This is a genomic window from Bifidobacterium saguini DSM 23967 (assembly GCF_000741715.1).
Taxonomy (GTDB): Bacteria; Actinomycetota; Actinomycetes; order Actinomycetales; family Bifidobacteriaceae; genus Bifidobacterium; species Bifidobacterium saguini.
Map to the genome: position 1 here is coordinate 152222 of NZ_JGZN01000013.1, position 17368 is coordinate 169589.

Consider the following 17368-nt stretch of genomic DNA (forward strand, 5'->3'; position numbering starts at 1 on the left):
ACGGTTGTTCCTTGCAATCTTTAATACCAGCCGGTTTGTTCGGAATGCTGCCATGCCACGGACGGGCTGCCGTATCGTTGCGCGATGTACCACAGGCCCCAATCGATTTGCACAGCACCATCATCACGGTAGTTATCGCCGAACGCCGCCATTTTGCTGGCAGGCAACGACTGAGGAATACCGTAGGCGCCGGATGATTTGTTTTCGGCATACCATTTCCAGCCGGATTCGCGATTCCACAGCTTCACCAGCGCATCCCAGTCAGCTCCAGTCCAGCCTCGCTGTGCTGCGGCACCTGCTGCATAGGATTGCGCTTGGGCAACGGTCGGGTGCCACAGTCTGCCGGACGGTGTGGTGTCCGTTGAGCTGTTGTTATTGCTGTTGTTGTTTGAATTATTGGAATTGTTCCCGGAATTATTCGAATTGTTATTGGAATTATTGTTACCGGAATTTCCGTTATCGGTGCTGCCGCTGTTGGAATTATTACCGCTATTGGAGTTGTTGGAATTACTCCCGGAATTGTTGTTAGCGGACGAATCGTTCTTGCTGGAGTCGTTCGACCCAGAGTCAGCCTTAGTGTCGGAATCCTTGGAACTATCAGAATCGGAAGAACCAGTGCTAGATGAGTCGCTATCGGTTTTCGGCTTAGCCGGGCCTACAGCGATAATCTGATCGATAGCCATCTTCGTAATGGTTTCGGATTTCAACGTTTCCGATTCAGCCACGCCATCAACATAAGTGACGCTGTATACCTGAGTTTTCTCACCGTTCTCACCCTGCTGACGAATCTCAGTCTGGCCTTCATCAAGATTCGGGTCAATGATGGTTTGGGTCTCGAACGGGATGGCAACAGTGCGGGTTTCCTCGCCGTGGGTGACGCGCTTGACGCGCAAAATCGTCTGATCGCCATCCTTCTCTACACTGACGCGGTCTTCCTTACCCAGCACAATGCCCTTGGAATCCAGGATGGAAGCGGCCGGCAGCTTGCCGTTTGGTGCCACGGAGCTTTTACCATCGGCGATAACCGTAACCGGGCCTTCCTGGTTGATGACCAGGCCACCGGTGAGCTGGTTGTAGACATTATCAATGTCGACTGTGATTTTCTTTGCCTGAGCGTTGTTCTCTTTGAAGAATCCGAGCAGCTGGTCGGCGCTGGTGGCCACGGTCCAGAATGGAACTTCCGTGCCATCGATGTTGATGGTGGTCTGGTAGGCGGAGCGTACGGTCACTACGGAATGATTGGTGAGCTGGTTGCCGGAAGACGTCTGAACAATGTCATGAGACTTAACGTCGATGCCCTGCTCTTCCAGCAGTCGCGTAGCAGTCATTGCATACGTGGTGACTTGGGTGGTTTTTCCATTGACGTTGAGAGCCACTGATTTGCGCGCGGTAAACGCGAACGAGCCAACCATTGATGCGGTAAGCGCCACAATGCAAGCAATTACGCGGATGCGACGCAGTGTAACAAACCGCTGCGGGGTCCAACGCCGTGCCATGTCCATCTCTTCCTGATCGCGAATAGTTACCGCCCACCATCGTAACGGCTGGACTGGTTCGTTCTGCGCGTTGGCAGACCACCGTTACCATACCTGCTCGGATGTGGGTGCGATGAAGACAAAGAAAAAAGGGGGGGCGGGAGAGAAGGGGATGTCCCGCCCCCCTTGGAAGGCGCGGAGCTGGTTGGGGGACGCTCCGCCCTCATTCCAGAAGCCATAAGTTGGGGGAAGGCTCCTGGAGAACTTACTCAAAGTAAGACTTAATTATTACGTGGGAAGCAACTGCGCATCCCTGTTACCATGATACGCTTTTTTCCCGCGCAACGAGCCTCTTGTCGGGATCGAACCGACGACCTGCCGCTTACAAGGCGGCCGCTCTGGCCATCTGAGCTAAAGAGGCATGTTCAAAACACAACACTGTACATGAAACGTTTTGGACAAATGAATAGCATACCAGCAGTTGCGGAACGTGTGGTACTTGGTGTCGAAGCGGTTCGAAACGCAGATGGCGCTGTTTCGGCCGCATTTTGCCCATTCATATGAGAAATCCCTCCATCGGCGGAACCGAATGGAGGGATTCGTGGCATTGAGCCTGATCTCAGGCGGTGATGTCGATCGGCTTCTTATTGGCGCCGATGGAGGGCAGCTGGCCTTCCACACCCACCTGATCGGACTTCAAGCCCACAGCCTTCAAGAAGCCATCAACCATCGTGGTGTTCGCCAGCGTGATGTTGTTCAGGCTCCAGTACGTATCGTTGATGGTCAGCGTGGGGGAGGAGAAGGCTCCGGACGAAGAGAAGAGCTCAGGGCGGCTAATCGTGTAATCGTTGGAGGCGGACAACCATTCCACATACTCGTTCTTGCCGCTGAACGCAGCCTTGGCCACATCCTCGCTCACGCCAGCCTTCACGGCCTGTTCTTCGAGCTTGCTGTTCTTTACCGACACATAGTTATCCAGCTCGCCGGGCTGGAAGTCCTCGGCGTAAATGTTGGACAGGTAGTTCATCAGATGATTCGGGTCGCTATCATGCTCAGCAATGTAGATAGCGCCATTGAATGCACGGTTGGAATAATTATCCGAGCTCTTATTGTCTTGGAAGTTCAGGAAGTGCAGTTCCAAGTTAAGCTGGCCGGCGTTCATCATCTTGACCAGCGTGGGGTCGAGCTGACGGTTCACCGAAGCACAGCCTGGGCACAGCGGCTCCATGTAGATGCCAACAGTGGGCACCTTGGCGGTTTTCTTGCCGTAACCATCCTTGGAAATCAGGAAGCCGCCCTTATCGTTGGCCTTGGCAGGCTGTGTTTCCACCGACTGCATCTTGCTGTAGGCGGTAGCGTTATCCGTGGCGCTGGTGCTGCTCTTAGTGACATTGCGGTAAATCACCACGCCAATCACTGCCACCAGCACTACCACGATGGCCACTACGATAATGCCGATAATGGTCTGCTGTTTACGTTCCTTAGCCGCCTGAGCTGCCTGCGCCTGCAATGCGGCTTCTTCGGCTGCGCGGCGTTCAGCGCGGGTGGCGCGCTTGGCCTGACGCTTGGAATCGACCATAATAATCCCCCTGAAATAACTTGCGGATGCTGGGGCCAATCATAATGACCAGTGCTGAGCAAGACTGTGCTGAGAGCTGATATGAGATGAATTCCATGTGAAAGCCGAGGTCTGCCAGCGATGTTAGCAGCCTGCGCAAGTTCGGCTGCGCAGGATTTAATCCGCCTGATAAGCTTTCACAAGCCCAGTCATACCAACGGAATCCAGCTGATTGGCATACCAAGCAGCGGCAGTGCAGCCAACGCTAGGGTAACGATGAGCCATATGGTGAACATCACAGTACTGCGGTGGCCACGAATCGGAGCTGCCACCGGTTGTGCCGGCTGACCGAATGCGTTGAGACCAATAGCCGCACCCGGCTGTTGCGCTGATAAACCGCGCAAGACGCCGGCTCCCAAGCGCATCATCATGGCTTGCGGGCCAAATACCGTAATCAACCAGCCTACAGCCATAAAACCGCCAAGTGCCAACCCTGAAGAGGAATAAGGCACATCAATCAGCAGCGGTACCGGAACCGACCAGTCAGCGGTGAAACTCCAGATAATAGGAGCCTCGATGGGTAGGGATAATGCCAACGCAGCCACCGCTGTGCCGGCAATATAGATGATGACGAGTAGTGCCAAGCGAGGTAGCGAAAGCAGCAGGCCTTTGATGAGATGCCAGGGGAGCGAAGCCGCGCGAATCCATGCATCGGAACTTTTGCGCTCGCCGCCGCGCCGGCCCTCGCGCTCAAGCTGAGATTCCATGTTATAAGCCAACGTCAGCACCAGCCATAGCAGGATTGCCGCCGCGCCTATGGCAATCAGTGGGAAGCTGGCGGCCAGCAGTGCTAATGGCATGGTCAGCAAGCACAGTGGCAATGTACCGCGCTGCAAGTATGCGCCACGGCGAACATCAGCAGGATTAGGTGCAGCCGGATTCTGCACCAACGCTTCGGTGGGCGCAGCCTGAGCGGTCTGGTCAATCATATGCTGCACAGCAGGGCGCACAGCCGGATTTACAGGCGGCTGGACTGCCGTGGCCTGTGCGTCGTGAGAAGCATATGGCACCGGAGATAGGAAAGACGGGACCGCCGGTGGGAATGAAGGCGCAGCCTGAGCTGAGTCATCCACCTGAGGGAACACAGCGGTTGCTGCATCCTCAGTCTGCAGTGTTCTGGTGCGAATAGCGTCGGCAGCACGCCATAATGTGCGCGGATTACTCTCGTCGGGCTCGTCAGCGTTGGCGCCAAAAGGGGGCATCACCTCGGTTGCCTCAGTGGGAGCGGCCACAATCGCAGTAGGTGTGCCTGCTATAGCTCCAGCTCCAAACGGGCTGGCAGGAGCACCTTGCCATGCACTCGGGTTAAGCGCATCGAGCGAAATCGCATGCAACAGTTCATCCGGCGTGCAGCGCTGGGAACGATCAGGATTCAACGCCGAGCGGAAAGCCGCCAACGTGCCGGCCGGCAGGCCTGTAAGATTCGCGTTGCCGGCTGCCGCACGCTCAAGCACCGCCATCATCGGCTTGGTACCGAACACCGGAGCGCCAGTGGCTGCAAAAGCCAGCACCGAAGCCACCGACCACCAGTCAGTCATATCATCGGCCTCAGCGCCATCAATGATTTCCGGAGCAATGAAGCCAGGCGTACCCATCACCAAGCCGGTACGCGTCACATGGCTCTCGCCCTCACCCATTGCGATGCCGAAATCCACCAGCACCGGGCCGGTGGCCGAAACCATCACATTCGTGGGCTTGATATCGCGGTGGATAATGCCGGCAGCATGTACAGCTTTCGTAGCCTCAATGAGCTTACGAGCCAAACGTTCCAAATCATCGCCAATATAGCGGCCATTAATGGCCACATCATCCTTAAGATTCTTGCCTTCGATTAACTCGGTAACGATGAACGCGAGCGTATCATCCAGCTCCATATCCACAATGCCGCAGACACCAGGATGATTGACCTTCTTTAACGCCATCGCTTCGCGGCGCAGGCGCTCGCGGGGGGTCACGTCTTCCTTGAGATTTGGGTCGTGAAGAGCCGGGTTGCCGGCGTTAGCGCCTGGCGTGCTCGCGTTACCGGGAGCGGAATCATCGGCCAAGGAGTCGCGCAGAATTTTCATCGCATACGTTTGGCCGCCGTCATCGCGCACGCGCCATACCGAACCCATAGCGCCAGAGCCCAAGCGGTCTATCAACGTGTAGCCGCCTACCACTTCGCCAGATTCCAGATTCAACGCGTTCAAATCGCTCATGCTCCCCATCCTAGCCGCGGGTAGGTGAGAGCGGCGTGATGCTTGGTTTGTGCAGTGTGGAGTAGTTGTTGGGAGTGCTGCCATTCACGTACTGAAAACTGCGGTTTGCGTATTTTCGGTGTGTAATTCGAGTGGCGCGTGCTAGCAGATTATGCGCTCGAAATGACAGGATAGGTTGAACGATGTTCGCGGCAGGGGCGAATCTGCGATTCTAGAGTCATCGGCATCAAGGACGTGTCAGCATAGCAACCCAATGGAGTGCCAAGCGGACACATTCAGCGGCCAACGTGGACAGGGCAGGTCCACAAGGCTGTGGTTCGAATCGATAACGGTATCGAATTCGAGCAAACATGCCGCGCAAAGGTAAGAATCAAGGAGGAGAACCCATGCTGCAGATCAACATGGCCGACGTTATGAACGTCATCGGTTCGCTTACGCCATATCTCATTGCTGTTGGCGTGTTGCTGGTGTTGGCTCTGATTATCACGTTCGCCGTCAACAAGAAGACGGTGAAGGCTGTGGCCAACCGCAAGCTTATTCATTCTGAGTCTTGGCTCGTAGCCCTCGTGGGCATCGTCGTGGCGATTTCCATGATGCTGTCCGGCCCGCTCGCCACGCTGCTCAACAACGCCACCATCACCAAGTACATGCTGTCCGACAGCACTGTTTCCGCAGCAAACAAGCTGGCCAAGGAAGTGCAGTCCGAGGCAGTGACCCTGCTGAAGAATGATGATTCCAACCTGCCGCTCGCCAACAAGAAGGTGAACGTGTTCGGTTGGGGTTCCACCAACCCGGTATACGGCGGCACCGGTTCCGGTTCCATGTCCGACCAGTACGAGACCGTTTCTCTGCTCGACGGCATGAAGGAAGCCGGTATCGAAACCAACGCCGACCTGACCAAGCTGTACACCGACTACCGCGCTGATCGCCCGGTGGTGGGCATGTTCCAGCAGGATTGGACCCTGCCTGAAGTGCCGGCAGCCCAGTACTCCGATTCTCTGATTTCCAGCGCCAAGTCCTACTCCGATGAGGCTGTGGTGGTCATCACCCGCGTTGGCGGTGAAGGCGCCGATCTGCCAATGGATATGACCGCTGATGGCATCACCTACACCAATAATTCCAAGGATTACGACGACTTCCAGAAGGGTGAAAGCTTCCTGCAGCTCTCCAAGACCGAGCGCGACATGATCGACTTGGTCACCAAGAACTTCGACAAGGTGACGCTGGTCTACAACGGTGCCAACACCTTCCAGTTCGACTTCCTGGCCAACTATCCGCAGATCAAGTCCGTGGTGTGGTGCCCGCCTGCAGGCCAGACCGGCTTCTCCGCTCTCGGTGAAGTGCTCGCCGGCGATGTGAACCCGTCCGGCAAGACCTCCGACACCTTCCTCAAGGACCTCACCAAGTCCGTCTCCTACAACAACTTCGGCAACTTCGCTTACGACAATGCCGATGATCTGTCCGTCAGCTACACCGGCTTCACCGGCGACGTGACCGTTTCCCCGAACTTTGTGAACTACGTGGAAGGCATCTACGTGGGCTACAAGTTCTACGAGACCGCCGACGACGAAGGCCTGATTAACTACGACGATTACGTTCAGTACCCGTTCGGCTACGGTCTGAGCTACACCACCTTCGATCAGAAGATGGGTGACGTCTCCTACAAGAACGGCAAGGTGTCCTTCGATGTGACCGTGACCAACACCGGCGACAAGGCCGGCAAGGACGTGGTCGAGGCCTACTTCAATCCGCCGTACACCGATGGTGGCATTGAGAAGGCTTCCGTGAACCTGGTCGCTTTCGAGAAGACCAAGGAGCTGAAGCCGGGCGAATCCGAAACCGTCAAGATCGAGTTCGACGATGATGACATGGCCTCCTACGATTCCAAGGATGCTAAGGCCTACGTGCTGGAATCCGGCGACTATGACATCTCTATTCAGTCCGATTCCCACACGGTGATCGATTCCGCCACCGTGAACGTGCCGAAGACCATTACCTACAACACCGAAGACAACACTCACAACGGTGACAAGACCGTGGCCACCAACCAGTTCGACGATGCCTCTGGCGACGTGACCTACCTGTCCCGTGCCGATCACTTCGCCAACTTCGCCGAGGCCACCGCGGCTCCGACCAACTTCTCGATGTCCGACGAGCAAAAGGCCTCCTTCGTCAACAACGACAACTACAACCCGGCTGATCACGACGATTCTTCCGATGAGATGCCGACCACTGGCGCCAAGAACGGCGTGCGACTGGCCGACCTTCACGGCAAGGATTATGACGATCCGCAGTGGGATAAGTTGCTCGACGAACTCACCTTCGACGACATGGACAACCTGATCGCCAACGCTGGCTACGGTTCTCAGGCCGTGACCTCTGTCGGCAAGATTCAGGTCACCGATGCTGACGGCCCTGCATCTCTGAACAACAACTTCACCGGCGTGGGCTCCATCGGCTTCCCGGCCTCCACCGCATTCGCCTGCACCTGGAACAAGGATCTCGCCAAGCAGTTCGGTGAGATGATCGGCCAGATGGCTCACGACATGCATGTGGCTGGCTGGTACGCGCCGGCCATGAACATCCACCGCAACGCTTTCTCCGGACGTACCTTCGAGTACTTCTCCGAAGACGGCCTGCTCTCCGGCGTGATGGCTTCCAACCAGATTGCTGGTGCTCGCGAAAAGGGCGTGTACTCCTTCATGAAGCACTTCGCTCTGAACGACCAGGAAACCAACCGTAACAACATGCTGGCTACCTGGGCCAATGAGCAGTCCATCCGCGAAATCTACCTGAAGCCGTTCGAAATGTCGGTGAAGGAAGGCGGCGCACAGGCTGTGATGAGCGCCTTCAACTACATCGGCACCACCTACGCTGGCGCTTACGCTCCGCTCCAGCAGAACGTGCTGCGCGACGAATGGGGCTTCCGTGGCTTCGTGCTCACCGATTACTTCGGTGGCTACGGCTACCAGAACGCCGACCAGCTCATCCGCAACGGTAACGATGCAATGCTGGCAACCACCAAGATCACCAACCATGTGACCGACAAGTCCGCCACCTCAGTGAAGGCCATGCGTACCGCCGCTCACAACATTCTCTACACTGTGGCCAATGGCTGGCAGTACGCGAATGGTGAGCCCGAGGTGGATACCCCGGCTTGGAGGACCGCCATGTACGTGGTCTGGGGTGTGACCGCAGTCCTCGTGATTGGTCTTGAGGCTCTGACCATCATGAAGTACCTCAAGCGCCGCAAGGCTGCTGCTGTGACCGCAGCTGAAGCTCCGGCTGCCAAGGCCTGAAGGTCAATCAATAACTGAATATTGAAGTGGTCTGTACTTGTATTTGCTATAAGTACAGACCACTTTTCGTATAGGTATGTCTCGATACATCAACAGTGCCCAAAATGCGCTACCGTGACATGCAGATGAAGGGAGACGAGATGATCCGCATTGCCATCGTCGATGACGACGATACTGATGCCGCGCGCACCAGCGAGATGATCGCGCAATATTATGCCGAGCATGCAGACGCCGAAGGCAGTGCCGCGCACACTAGGACGGGCGATTCTGCGCCCGCCTACATCATCACCCGCTTTGCCGACGGTGAATCCTTCCTGGACGACTACAAAGCCGAGTTCGACGCCATGTTCCTCGATGTGGAAATGCCCGGCATCGACGGCCTCGAAACCGCCCACCGACTACGCGAAATCGACAGCCATGTCGTACTCGTCTTCACCACTAAAATGGCCCAATATGCGGCCGTCGGCTACGACGTGGATGCTATCGGCTACCTCGTCAAACCACTCGAATACTTCAGTTTCGCGCTCAAAATGCGCAAAGTGGAAGACCTCGTGGCCAAACGCCAAGGCGTCACCATTCCACTCACCGTTGGAACCGGCACTCAGTACCTCTCCTCACATGACGTGCGCTATGTGGAGGTGCTCGGCCACGAAGTCATCTACCACACCGAGAAAGTCGCCTACAAAGTCTGGTCCAGTCTCAAAGAAGCTGCCGCACTATTGGAGCCTGTGCACTTCGCCACCGCCAGCCGTTACTGCCTCGTCAACCTCGAATGGGTCAAAGCCGTCACCAACGACAGCGTAGTAGTAGACCGTCAAACCCTGCCCGTCTCCCGCTCCAAGCGCAAACCCCTCATGCAGGCGCTCGCCGAGTATTACGGAGGCTGATATGAGTCTGGTCACCATCGAACTCTTCTTCGGCATGCTGGTGTTCTGTGCGCAGGTAACCTGGCGCAAACGGTGGTACCTAGTATTCGCCGCTGCAGTCGCATTTGCATACGATTGGATGTACTTTCCACTCATCGGAGCGATTGACAACGACTCTGTTTCCGCGCTTACCATTACCCTCAAATCTCTGTATTATTTTGGCAGCTTTGCGCTGATGGTAATAGCCCTGCATTGGTGTGCGTACGTGACATGGCTGGAATCATTGGTGATTGCTGTAGCTGGATATGCGGTGCAGCATTTGTCGTACAACGTGTACGCATTAATGATGAATGTGCTGGACTTTGATCGTTTTGGGCCTTTCGCTGTTTGGTGTGGGTGAGTGGGTCGGGGGGGGTGGTGGTGCTGGTCGGGTAGTTTGGGGGTATGGATACCACGTCGTTGTTCACCGCCGCCCTGCAACTGCCTGACCCGTGGAGGGTGTCGGGCGTGGAGTTCCGTGACGAGGAGGACGGCAGACGGGAACTGCATATCGCGATCGGGTTCGCGGCGGGTTCGCGGTTCCCCTGCCCGGAACCGGGGTGCGGCGAGGCCGCGTGTCCGGTGCATGACGCGAGGGAGCGCGTGTGGCGGCATCTGAACTTCTTCCAGTACAAGGCGTTCATTCACGCGGGCGTGCCGCGCGTGACGTGCCCCGCCCACGGCGTGCACGCGGTCCCGGTGCCGTGGGCGAGGCCGGGAAGCGGGTTCACGCTCCTGTTCGAGGCGATGGTCGTGGAGCTGGCCAAAAGCCAGCCGGTCGCGGACATCGCCGAGCAGGTCGGCGAACATGACACCCGCCTGTGGCGGTTCATCCGCCATTACGTGGACGAGGCGAGGCTTTACGAGGACTACACGGGCGTGGAGGCCATAGGCATCGACGAGACCAGCCGGAAGGGCCACCGGTACATCACCGTGGTCGCCGACCTGGTGGAGCGCAACGTAATCTGCGTGGTCCCGGGCAAGGACTCGACCACGATCAAACGGTTCGCGCGGGATTTCATGGATCACAACGGCGATCCCGACCGGGTGCGTCTGGTTACCTGCGACATGAGCCTGGGGTTCGCCAAGGGCATCCGCGAGCGGCTGCCCAACGCGGCGAGAATCATCGACAAGTTCCACGTGATCAAACACGCCAACGAGGCCGTCGACAAGGTCCGCAAACAGGAGGCCCGCGGCAACGCGCTGCTCAAGCGGACCAAGTACCTGTGGTTGAGGAACGAATCGAACCTGACCGGCCTGCAATTGGAAACCAAGCGCAGCCTGCAACGGCGACGATTGAAAACCGGACGCGCCTGTCAGATGCGCGAGACCCTCCAGGACATCTACGACACCAGCGCCGATCGAGCCGAGGCCGAGACGGCCCTCAAGCGTCTGTGCTCGTGGATGACGCGCTCCCGGCTCGAACCCATGAAAGAGTTCGCCCGCCAGATACGCCGCCACTGGCGGGACATCCTCGCCTACTTCGACCACCCCTACACCAACGCGATCCTCGAAGGACTCAACAGCGTCATCCAGAACGTCAAGACCCGAGCCCGCGGATTCAAGAACATGGGCTACTTCAGCACCATGATCTACCTGACCTGCGGCAAACTCGACCTCAGCACCGTCACCACCTGACAGACCCCACCCACACCAAACAGCGAAAGGCCAATTTTTATGATATTTCCGAGCCGAAACTACGTGCTACGGCTACTATTATCTGAGTCCCCCACGTTGTATTGAGAGGAAGAGCACATGGCGGGTCTATTTCAGGATGCCACTAAACAGACCAACCCTCTAGGAACAGCCATTCGCACGCAAGGTTCCGGTAAATACACCTTCGGCTTGGCTCTGAGCGCTGGTCTCGCTGGTCTTCTGTACGGCTACGACACTGTGTCTATTTCCGGCGCCATTGAATTCCTTCGCATCCGTTACGAACTCAGTACCGTCATGCAAGGGTTCGTTATCTCCTCAATCATGATTGGCGCCATAGTGGGCGCTGCGGCGGCAGGCTTCCTTTCCGACAAATTCGGCAGACGACGCATTCTTATCATCGGCGGAATGTTCTTCTTCGTTGCCGCCATTTGGAGCTCGCTCACGGTAGGTCCCATCGATCTGATTGTGTCTCGCGTCATCGGAGGCTATGGCATTGGCCTTACCGCGGCACTAGCGGTCACGTATATTACGGAGTCGGCGCCTACTCATATTCGAGGCTTGCTCTCGTTCTCTTACCAAATGCTCGCCGTCTGCGGCGTATTCCTTACCAATGTAATTAACTACATCATCGCCTCATATGGCACGGATTTTTGGGATGTGACTACCGGCTGGCGTTGGATGCTGGGCTTGGGTGCCATTCCAGCCGCCGCTTTTCTGTTCGCTATGCTGCGCGCCCCGGAAAGCCCACGATTCCTGATTCAAGTAGGTAAAACCGATGAAGGCTTCGCCGTGCTCGAGCATATTCTCGGCACCGAGCGGGCACGTCTGCGCGTGGATGACATCAACGCTTCGGTGCGCTTGGAAAACGAGATGTCCAACGAATTCCATGATCTTTTCCGCCCGGGCTTGCGCAAGGCATTGGGCATCGGCATTTTTCTGGCCGTGTTCAACCAGCTGGTCGGCATGAACGCTATTTCCTATTACGGCCCGGTGATGTTCGCGGATTTGGGCTTCGGCGGTGATACGGAATTCCTGACGGCCGCTTGCGTTGGCGGCGTGGAACTGGTCTCCACGGTTGTGGGATTGTATTTGATTGACACGTTCGGCCGTAAGCGCCTTATGGAGGTCGGCGCCGGCATGATGTGCGCGTTCGCATTATGCATCGCCATTTCCTATGCCATCGGCAGCCCGCTGTTAACGCTCATATTCGTGATGGCGTTCACCGTGTCTTTCGCTTTCTCGATGGGCCCGATTCCGTGGATTGTGATTCCCGAACTGTTCCCCACGTATTTGCGCGGGCGTGCAACCGGCTTGTGCGTGATGTGTCTGCTGTCCGCCAATTGGCTGATCGCACAGTTCACACCAATGATGATTGACGGCTGGGGCGGCGGCATCTCCTTCGCTATCTTCAGCATGCTGAATCTCATTTGCCTGCTTGGCATTATCACACTCGTACCGGAAACTATGGGCCGCACGTTGGAGGAAATCGACCATTTGTGGCAGCCGAAAACCGAGATGGCGGCCGCAAAGTATGCGCTAAGTTCCGCTGATGCGAATATTCGCCATGCTGAGGCGACACTGCGACGCGTGGAAAACGAGCGATTGCAGGCATTGGGCATTATGGCTTCGGCTGAACGAGCGCGCGTTACCGCACAGCAGAAAGTGTTCGCATTGGAAGCCCAGCAACGCGCTGCGGCAGTACGCCGCGAAACCGCGCAGCATGATGCGGCGGAACAGTTGAGAGCTGAGCAATTACGGCACACGCTAGATCAAAACGTGACTCGCGCGCATGGCAATACGCTTGCAGCCGCTCATTCCGCTATCGTCTCAGCCGCGGTCACAACCACCAATCATCCAGTTGATTATGCTGCCGGCAACGCCAATGCCATTGCCGCAGAGAATCATGCCATCGTTGATGAATCAATCAATATTGATGATGCGACTGCGTTCGCCGCTGCACATGCTGCAGCAAACGCAAGTACGATGACTCAGCCGGTTCCTATGCCGCTGCCTGATCAGGGCACAGTGCCTGAGCCGCCGAAGGTTGTGAACGCAGTCGATTCAATCTCAGCTACTAGCGGCAATGTTTCGATTTCCGCACTGGAAAGGGCTCATGACAACGAGCTTGCACAAGGCGTGATTCTGTCTGATGCCACGTCTCCGGCTTATGATGCAGCCGAAGACGCACGCGAAACTAAGGCGATCAATCGGGCGCTTGACTCACTGGATGCGCTGATCAAGGCTTAACTCAGCGCTTAGAGACTGAGAGTCGCGTCCGCAATGCGCATGGCGGATTCTCGATGAGAGACAAGCACCACGGCCGTATTCCGGCTTGCAGCAGCTTCCTGAATTGACCGCAGAATTATCGCCTCGTTCAACGCGTCAAGACGGCTGGTGGGCTCATCAAAGAGGATGAGATCGGCATTGCGAAGGAATACGCGGGCCAGTCCGATGCGCTGGCGTTCGCCTTCCGAAAGGCGATCGCCGAGCTCGCCCACTTCGGTATCGATACCGTTCGGCAAGGAATCGATCAGTTCCAATACCGAGGCTTTGGCGAGCGCGTCTCGCAGATGAGCGTCAGACACTGTAGCGACTTCCGCTTCCGGCAATGCGATCAGCAGATTATCGCGAATAGTACCGTCGAACAGATGTGTATCCTGACTCATCATGGTTTGCACATGACGACGGTAATGGGCGTTGATTTCAGGCAGCGGTGTGCTGGAGAACAGGACCTGGCCGGATTGCGGATCCCAGTAGCGCATCAGCAGTTTCAGCATGGTGGACTTGCCGCGGCCGGACGGTCCTTGCACTCCGAGAATGCCGTGGCGCGGAATATCAAGGCTAAAGTCCTTCAAAATTGGCAGTGCCGTGGCCGATTGTTCGGCACCAGCATTGGGGTAGGTGAAGGTGACACGGTTGAGCTGCATGCCCTCGTATTGAGGAGCTGCGGTACCGGTTTCGGTAACGGCCGGAGATTCGTCCATGATGCCGAAGAGTCGGCGGGCTGCGGCGAACGTCTGGGTGAGGTTTGCCGGCAACGCGCTCAATGCCAGAGTGGGACCGAACGAGCTGGTGAACAGCACAAAAGCGGTGACCAGTGCTGGAATGCTGATGGGTTCGGCCGTGGCAAGCTTAAGCACTATGGCAATAGCCGCAGTATTGAGCAGGAAGACCAGCAGGCCTCCAATGCCGGCAAAACGACCATTAACTCGGCTGAGTTTGGCATGTTCACGCCAAAGCGCACGAGTACGATCTTCGATAGCGCGGGCTCGATCTTCACCACGACCGAAGCGGATGATTTCATCGATGCCGCGCATATCGTCGAGCATCACATCATCGAGCTGGCCTGCGGCTCCACGGATGGCCGGGCCAAGATTGTGCACACCGGTGGCGAAGAATTTTGGAATGATTACACCGATAACCAGATGCGCGATAATCAGCGCAAGTGCCATATACGGGTTCAAGGTTGCTGCGATAATCGCATACACGATGGTGGTGGTTACTGCGATGGCTACCGGGCTGATGGTGTGCGCGAAGAAAATTTCCAGCAGTTCCACATCAGTGGTGAGCATTGCGATGAGATTGCCCTTGCCTTTGCCGGTGAGCTTGGCCGGAGCCAGGCGGCGAAGAGCTGCGAACGCTTTGGAGCGGAAGAGCGCGAGCAGGTGGAAAGCCACATTATGGTTGAGATATTGCTCGATGTATCGGGTGATGCCTCTCAGGAGCGCACAAATGATCATGCCGATGATGGCAGGAGCTGCTCCCATGCCCCACACCGGATGGCCGGCAATAGCGAATGCCGCCACAATGCCGAATACCGGGAGGAATGTTGCGGCCAAGTGGCCGATGGAGCCGGAGATGGTGGCGGCAACCATCAGGCGGGTTAGCGGTGCGGCCACGTTGAGCAAGCGCTTGACTGTTTGGAATGTGGTGAGCGAGGTGGCGTGCGTTGCGGGAGGATCGGATGTGGCTGAAACTGAAGAGAATTCAAGCAACGATGTAGGTTGTGTGTTCTCATCGCGGGAGGTCTCTCCCCCACCCGGTCTACGACCGGGAGCCCCCTCGTCAGAGGGGGCCGCAGCAGTTGGCTGTCCTTGATTGCGTTCGAGGTGGCTCGGCGTAGCCGAGACGGAGGGAGAGACTGCCGTATGTGCGTCGGCGAAGTGTTCGATGTTGGCTTGGGTGGTGAAGAGTTCAGCGTAGCGACTGTTCGCAGCCATAAGCGAAGCATGGGTGCCGGTTTCCACGGCATGAGCATGGTCAAACACCACAATCTGATCGGCATGCTCGGCATTAGCCATGCGGTGCGTAATCATAATGACTGTTTTGCCGCGAGATTCCGCCAATTCGCGAATAGTGGCGAGAATCAACTCCTCGGATTCCACATCCACACTGCTGGTGGCTTCATCGAATACAAACACCGGTGAATCATGCAGCAGCGCGCGAGCAATGGCGATACGCTGGCGCTGGCCACCTGACAGGTTGGCAGCATCCGGCTCAATCACCATGTCAAGACCATTCGGCTGACTGCGCACAAAGTCAGCAATACGCGCCTGCCCGAGAGCTTGCCACAGTCGGTTGCTCACCGCAGAATCGGAACGTTCAGCATTATCAGGCAGTGCCATCATCAGATTGTCACGCAGCGTACCTGCGAACAGATGGCTACTGGCGCCAATCAACGTAACATTGCGCGCAAGCGTTTCACCGGTGAGTTCACGGGCTTCGCAGCCACTGAGTGTCAGCGAACCTTGGTATCCGGTCAATGTGCCGGCAAGCAATGCTGCGGCAGTGGATTTGCCGGAACCAGAGACGCCCACAACGGCAGTGAGCTTGCCGGGGTGCGCGGTAAAGGACACGTCAGTAAGCGCCAGAATCGCGCGTTCGCTGTGCTGTCCTGCGGCATTCTGCGCCGCAGATGCTGAATCATACGAATAACTGACATGATTAAACGCCACGGCAATGCCGTCAACCGCTGATGCTGCCGGCAGTACAGCGGTACCATGTGCTGGTTCAGGAGCATCAAGCAGTGCGAAAATGCGCTTGGTGGAGGTCATACCATTCATGGCCACATGGAAGAACGAGCCGAGCTGGCGCATCGGGATAAAGAATTCGGCGGATAGCAGCACAATGAACAGCAGGCCGGTCAAGGTCAGGGGGAATCCGATGCCGAAGGGCAGTAGGTACTGCAAACCATAGGCAACATACTTCAACGGATTGGGCAGTTCGTCGGCAAGGAATGCCATCGACAAGCCAGAATCAAACACGCGGGCATGCGCATAGCGCCAAAGTGCCACGCCAATGCCGGCCGCCGCACCGCCATAAGCCACCACATCCATAGCGGTCAAGGAGCGCAACTGGATTTGCAGCACACGCATGGTCATTACGCGGAAGTTTTCGGCCTTATTGTCCATTTCAGCCGCGGCACGGTCGTCCGTGTCGAAGTTCTTCAGGGTTTCAAGGCCTTGAAGATTGTCGAGGAAAGCCGCACCCATGTCAGTGTAGCGACCCCAGTATTTCTTGAAGGCGCGGGCGGCGGTCATCGAGACCATGCCAGTCACGATGATAATCAGCGGCGCGCAGAGCAACATCGTCAGCGCGGAGGGCATATCGATAGGCGCAATCGCCACGAACAGGGTGAGCGGTGCGAGAATCGCATAAAACAGTTGTGGCAGGAACAGTTCGAAGAAACTTTGAATCTGTTCCACGCCCTCGCCGGCAGACTGCACCACATCCGAGGTTTTGACCCGGCTGGCATAGGAGGGGCCAAGCGCCAGCATCTTACGGTACAGTTTGGAGCGCAGGGCCAGTTTCACGCGTTCGGCGGCTTCAGTGCCGAGTCGAGTGGCGTGCGTGGTAGTGGTGTATCGCACTGCGGCGCATAGGAGCGCGAGCAATACGTAAAACATGATGTCGCCAGCCATTGGAAGCACGCTGCTACCGGCTACTTCTTGCAGCGGTGTGGGGCACGGCCACGCGTCAGGTGACGTGTCATCACATTGGTAGAGCGGCGGATCGACCGCCGTCAGCGCATTGCTCAGCAGCATGACCAACGAGAGTACGAAGCCGATATTGGCGAGTAATCCTACCCACATCAAAGCCACTTTGCCGGCCACGAGCTTTCCGAGCCCCGGCGTCAGTTGAAATAGTCGCTTATCGAACATGCTTCCCCTCAATGTACGTCACCAGTCTTTTTCACCGTAATGGAAAAGCCCTGCAC

At 56.8% G+C, this 17368-nt stretch carries 9 protein-coding genes and 1 tRNA gene; 5 read left to right on the plus strand and 5 right to left on the minus strand.

Going from position 1 to position 17368, the window contains the following annotated elements:
- Positions 1 to 20 precede the first annotated feature (20 nt).
- The 4 genes from BISA_RS08965 to BISA_RS08980 form a co-directional block, all read right to left on the minus strand.
- A complete protein-coding gene (locus tag BISA_RS08965; RefSeq protein WP_033891510.1) occupies positions 21 to 1502 on the minus strand; it encodes an aggregation-promoting factor C-terminal-like domain-containing protein in 1482 nt (493 codons plus the stop codon).
- A gap of 320 nt (positions 1503 to 1822) precedes the next feature.
- Positions 1823 to 1896: transfer RNA gene (locus tag BISA_RS08970), tRNA-Thr, on the minus strand.
- Between the two features lie 198 nt (positions 1897 to 2094).
- Positions 2095 to 3054 carry a DsbA family protein gene (locus tag BISA_RS08975; protein WP_033891512.1) on the minus strand — a complete coding sequence of 320 codons (960 nt, stop codon included), beginning with the start codon at positions 3052 to 3054 and terminating at the stop codon, positions 2095 to 2097.
- A gap of 188 nt (positions 3055 to 3242) precedes the next feature.
- Positions 3243 to 5300 carry a serine/threonine-protein kinase gene (locus BISA_RS08980; RefSeq protein WP_033891513.1) on the minus strand — a complete coding sequence of 686 codons (2058 nt, stop codon included), beginning with the start codon at positions 5298 to 5300 and terminating at the stop codon, positions 3243 to 3245.
- Between the two features lie 377 nt (positions 5301 to 5677).
- On the opposite strand from BISA_RS08980, the gene BISA_RS08985 reads away from it, so the two are divergent.
- From BISA_RS08985 to BISA_RS09005, 5 genes are all read left to right on the plus strand, one after another.
- The gene (locus BISA_RS08985; protein ID WP_033891515.1) at positions 5678 to 8590 is read left to right on the plus strand and encodes a glycoside hydrolase family 3 N-terminal domain-containing protein; all 2913 of its coding nucleotides are present in this window, start codon (positions 5678 to 5680) and stop codon (positions 8588 to 8590) included.
- A 119-nt stretch (positions 8591 to 8709) separates the two neighbouring features.
- On the plus strand, positions 8710 to 9477 hold the full coding sequence (locus BISA_RS08990; protein ID WP_161786518.1) for a LytR/AlgR family response regulator transcription factor: 768 nt from the start codon (positions 8710 to 8712) through the stop codon (positions 9475 to 9477).
- A gap of 1 nt (position 9478) precedes the next feature.
- A complete protein-coding gene (locus BISA_RS08995) occupies positions 9479 to 9856 on the plus strand; it encodes a hypothetical protein (protein ID WP_033891516.1) in 378 nt (125 codons plus the stop codon).
- 44 nt (positions 9857 to 9900) lie between these two features.
- Positions 9901 to 11133 (plus strand): ISL3 family transposase, encoded by a 1233-nt coding sequence (locus BISA_RS09000; protein WP_065445495.1) that lies wholly within the window; start codon positions 9901 to 9903, stop codon positions 11131 to 11133.
- 117 nt (positions 11134 to 11250) lie between these two features.
- Positions 11251 to 13398, plus strand: coding sequence for a sugar porter family MFS transporter (locus BISA_RS09005; protein ID WP_033891517.1), 2148 nt, complete (start codon positions 11251 to 11253; stop codon positions 13396 to 13398).
- An 8-nt stretch (positions 13399 to 13406) separates the two neighbouring features.
- On the opposite strand, the gene BISA_RS09010 is transcribed toward BISA_RS09005, so the two are convergent.
- Positions 13407 to 17312, minus strand: coding sequence for a thiol reductant ABC exporter subunit CydD/CydC (locus BISA_RS09010; protein WP_033891518.1), 3906 nt, complete (start codon positions 17310 to 17312; stop codon positions 13407 to 13409).
- Positions 17313 to 17368 lie beyond the last annotated feature (56 nt).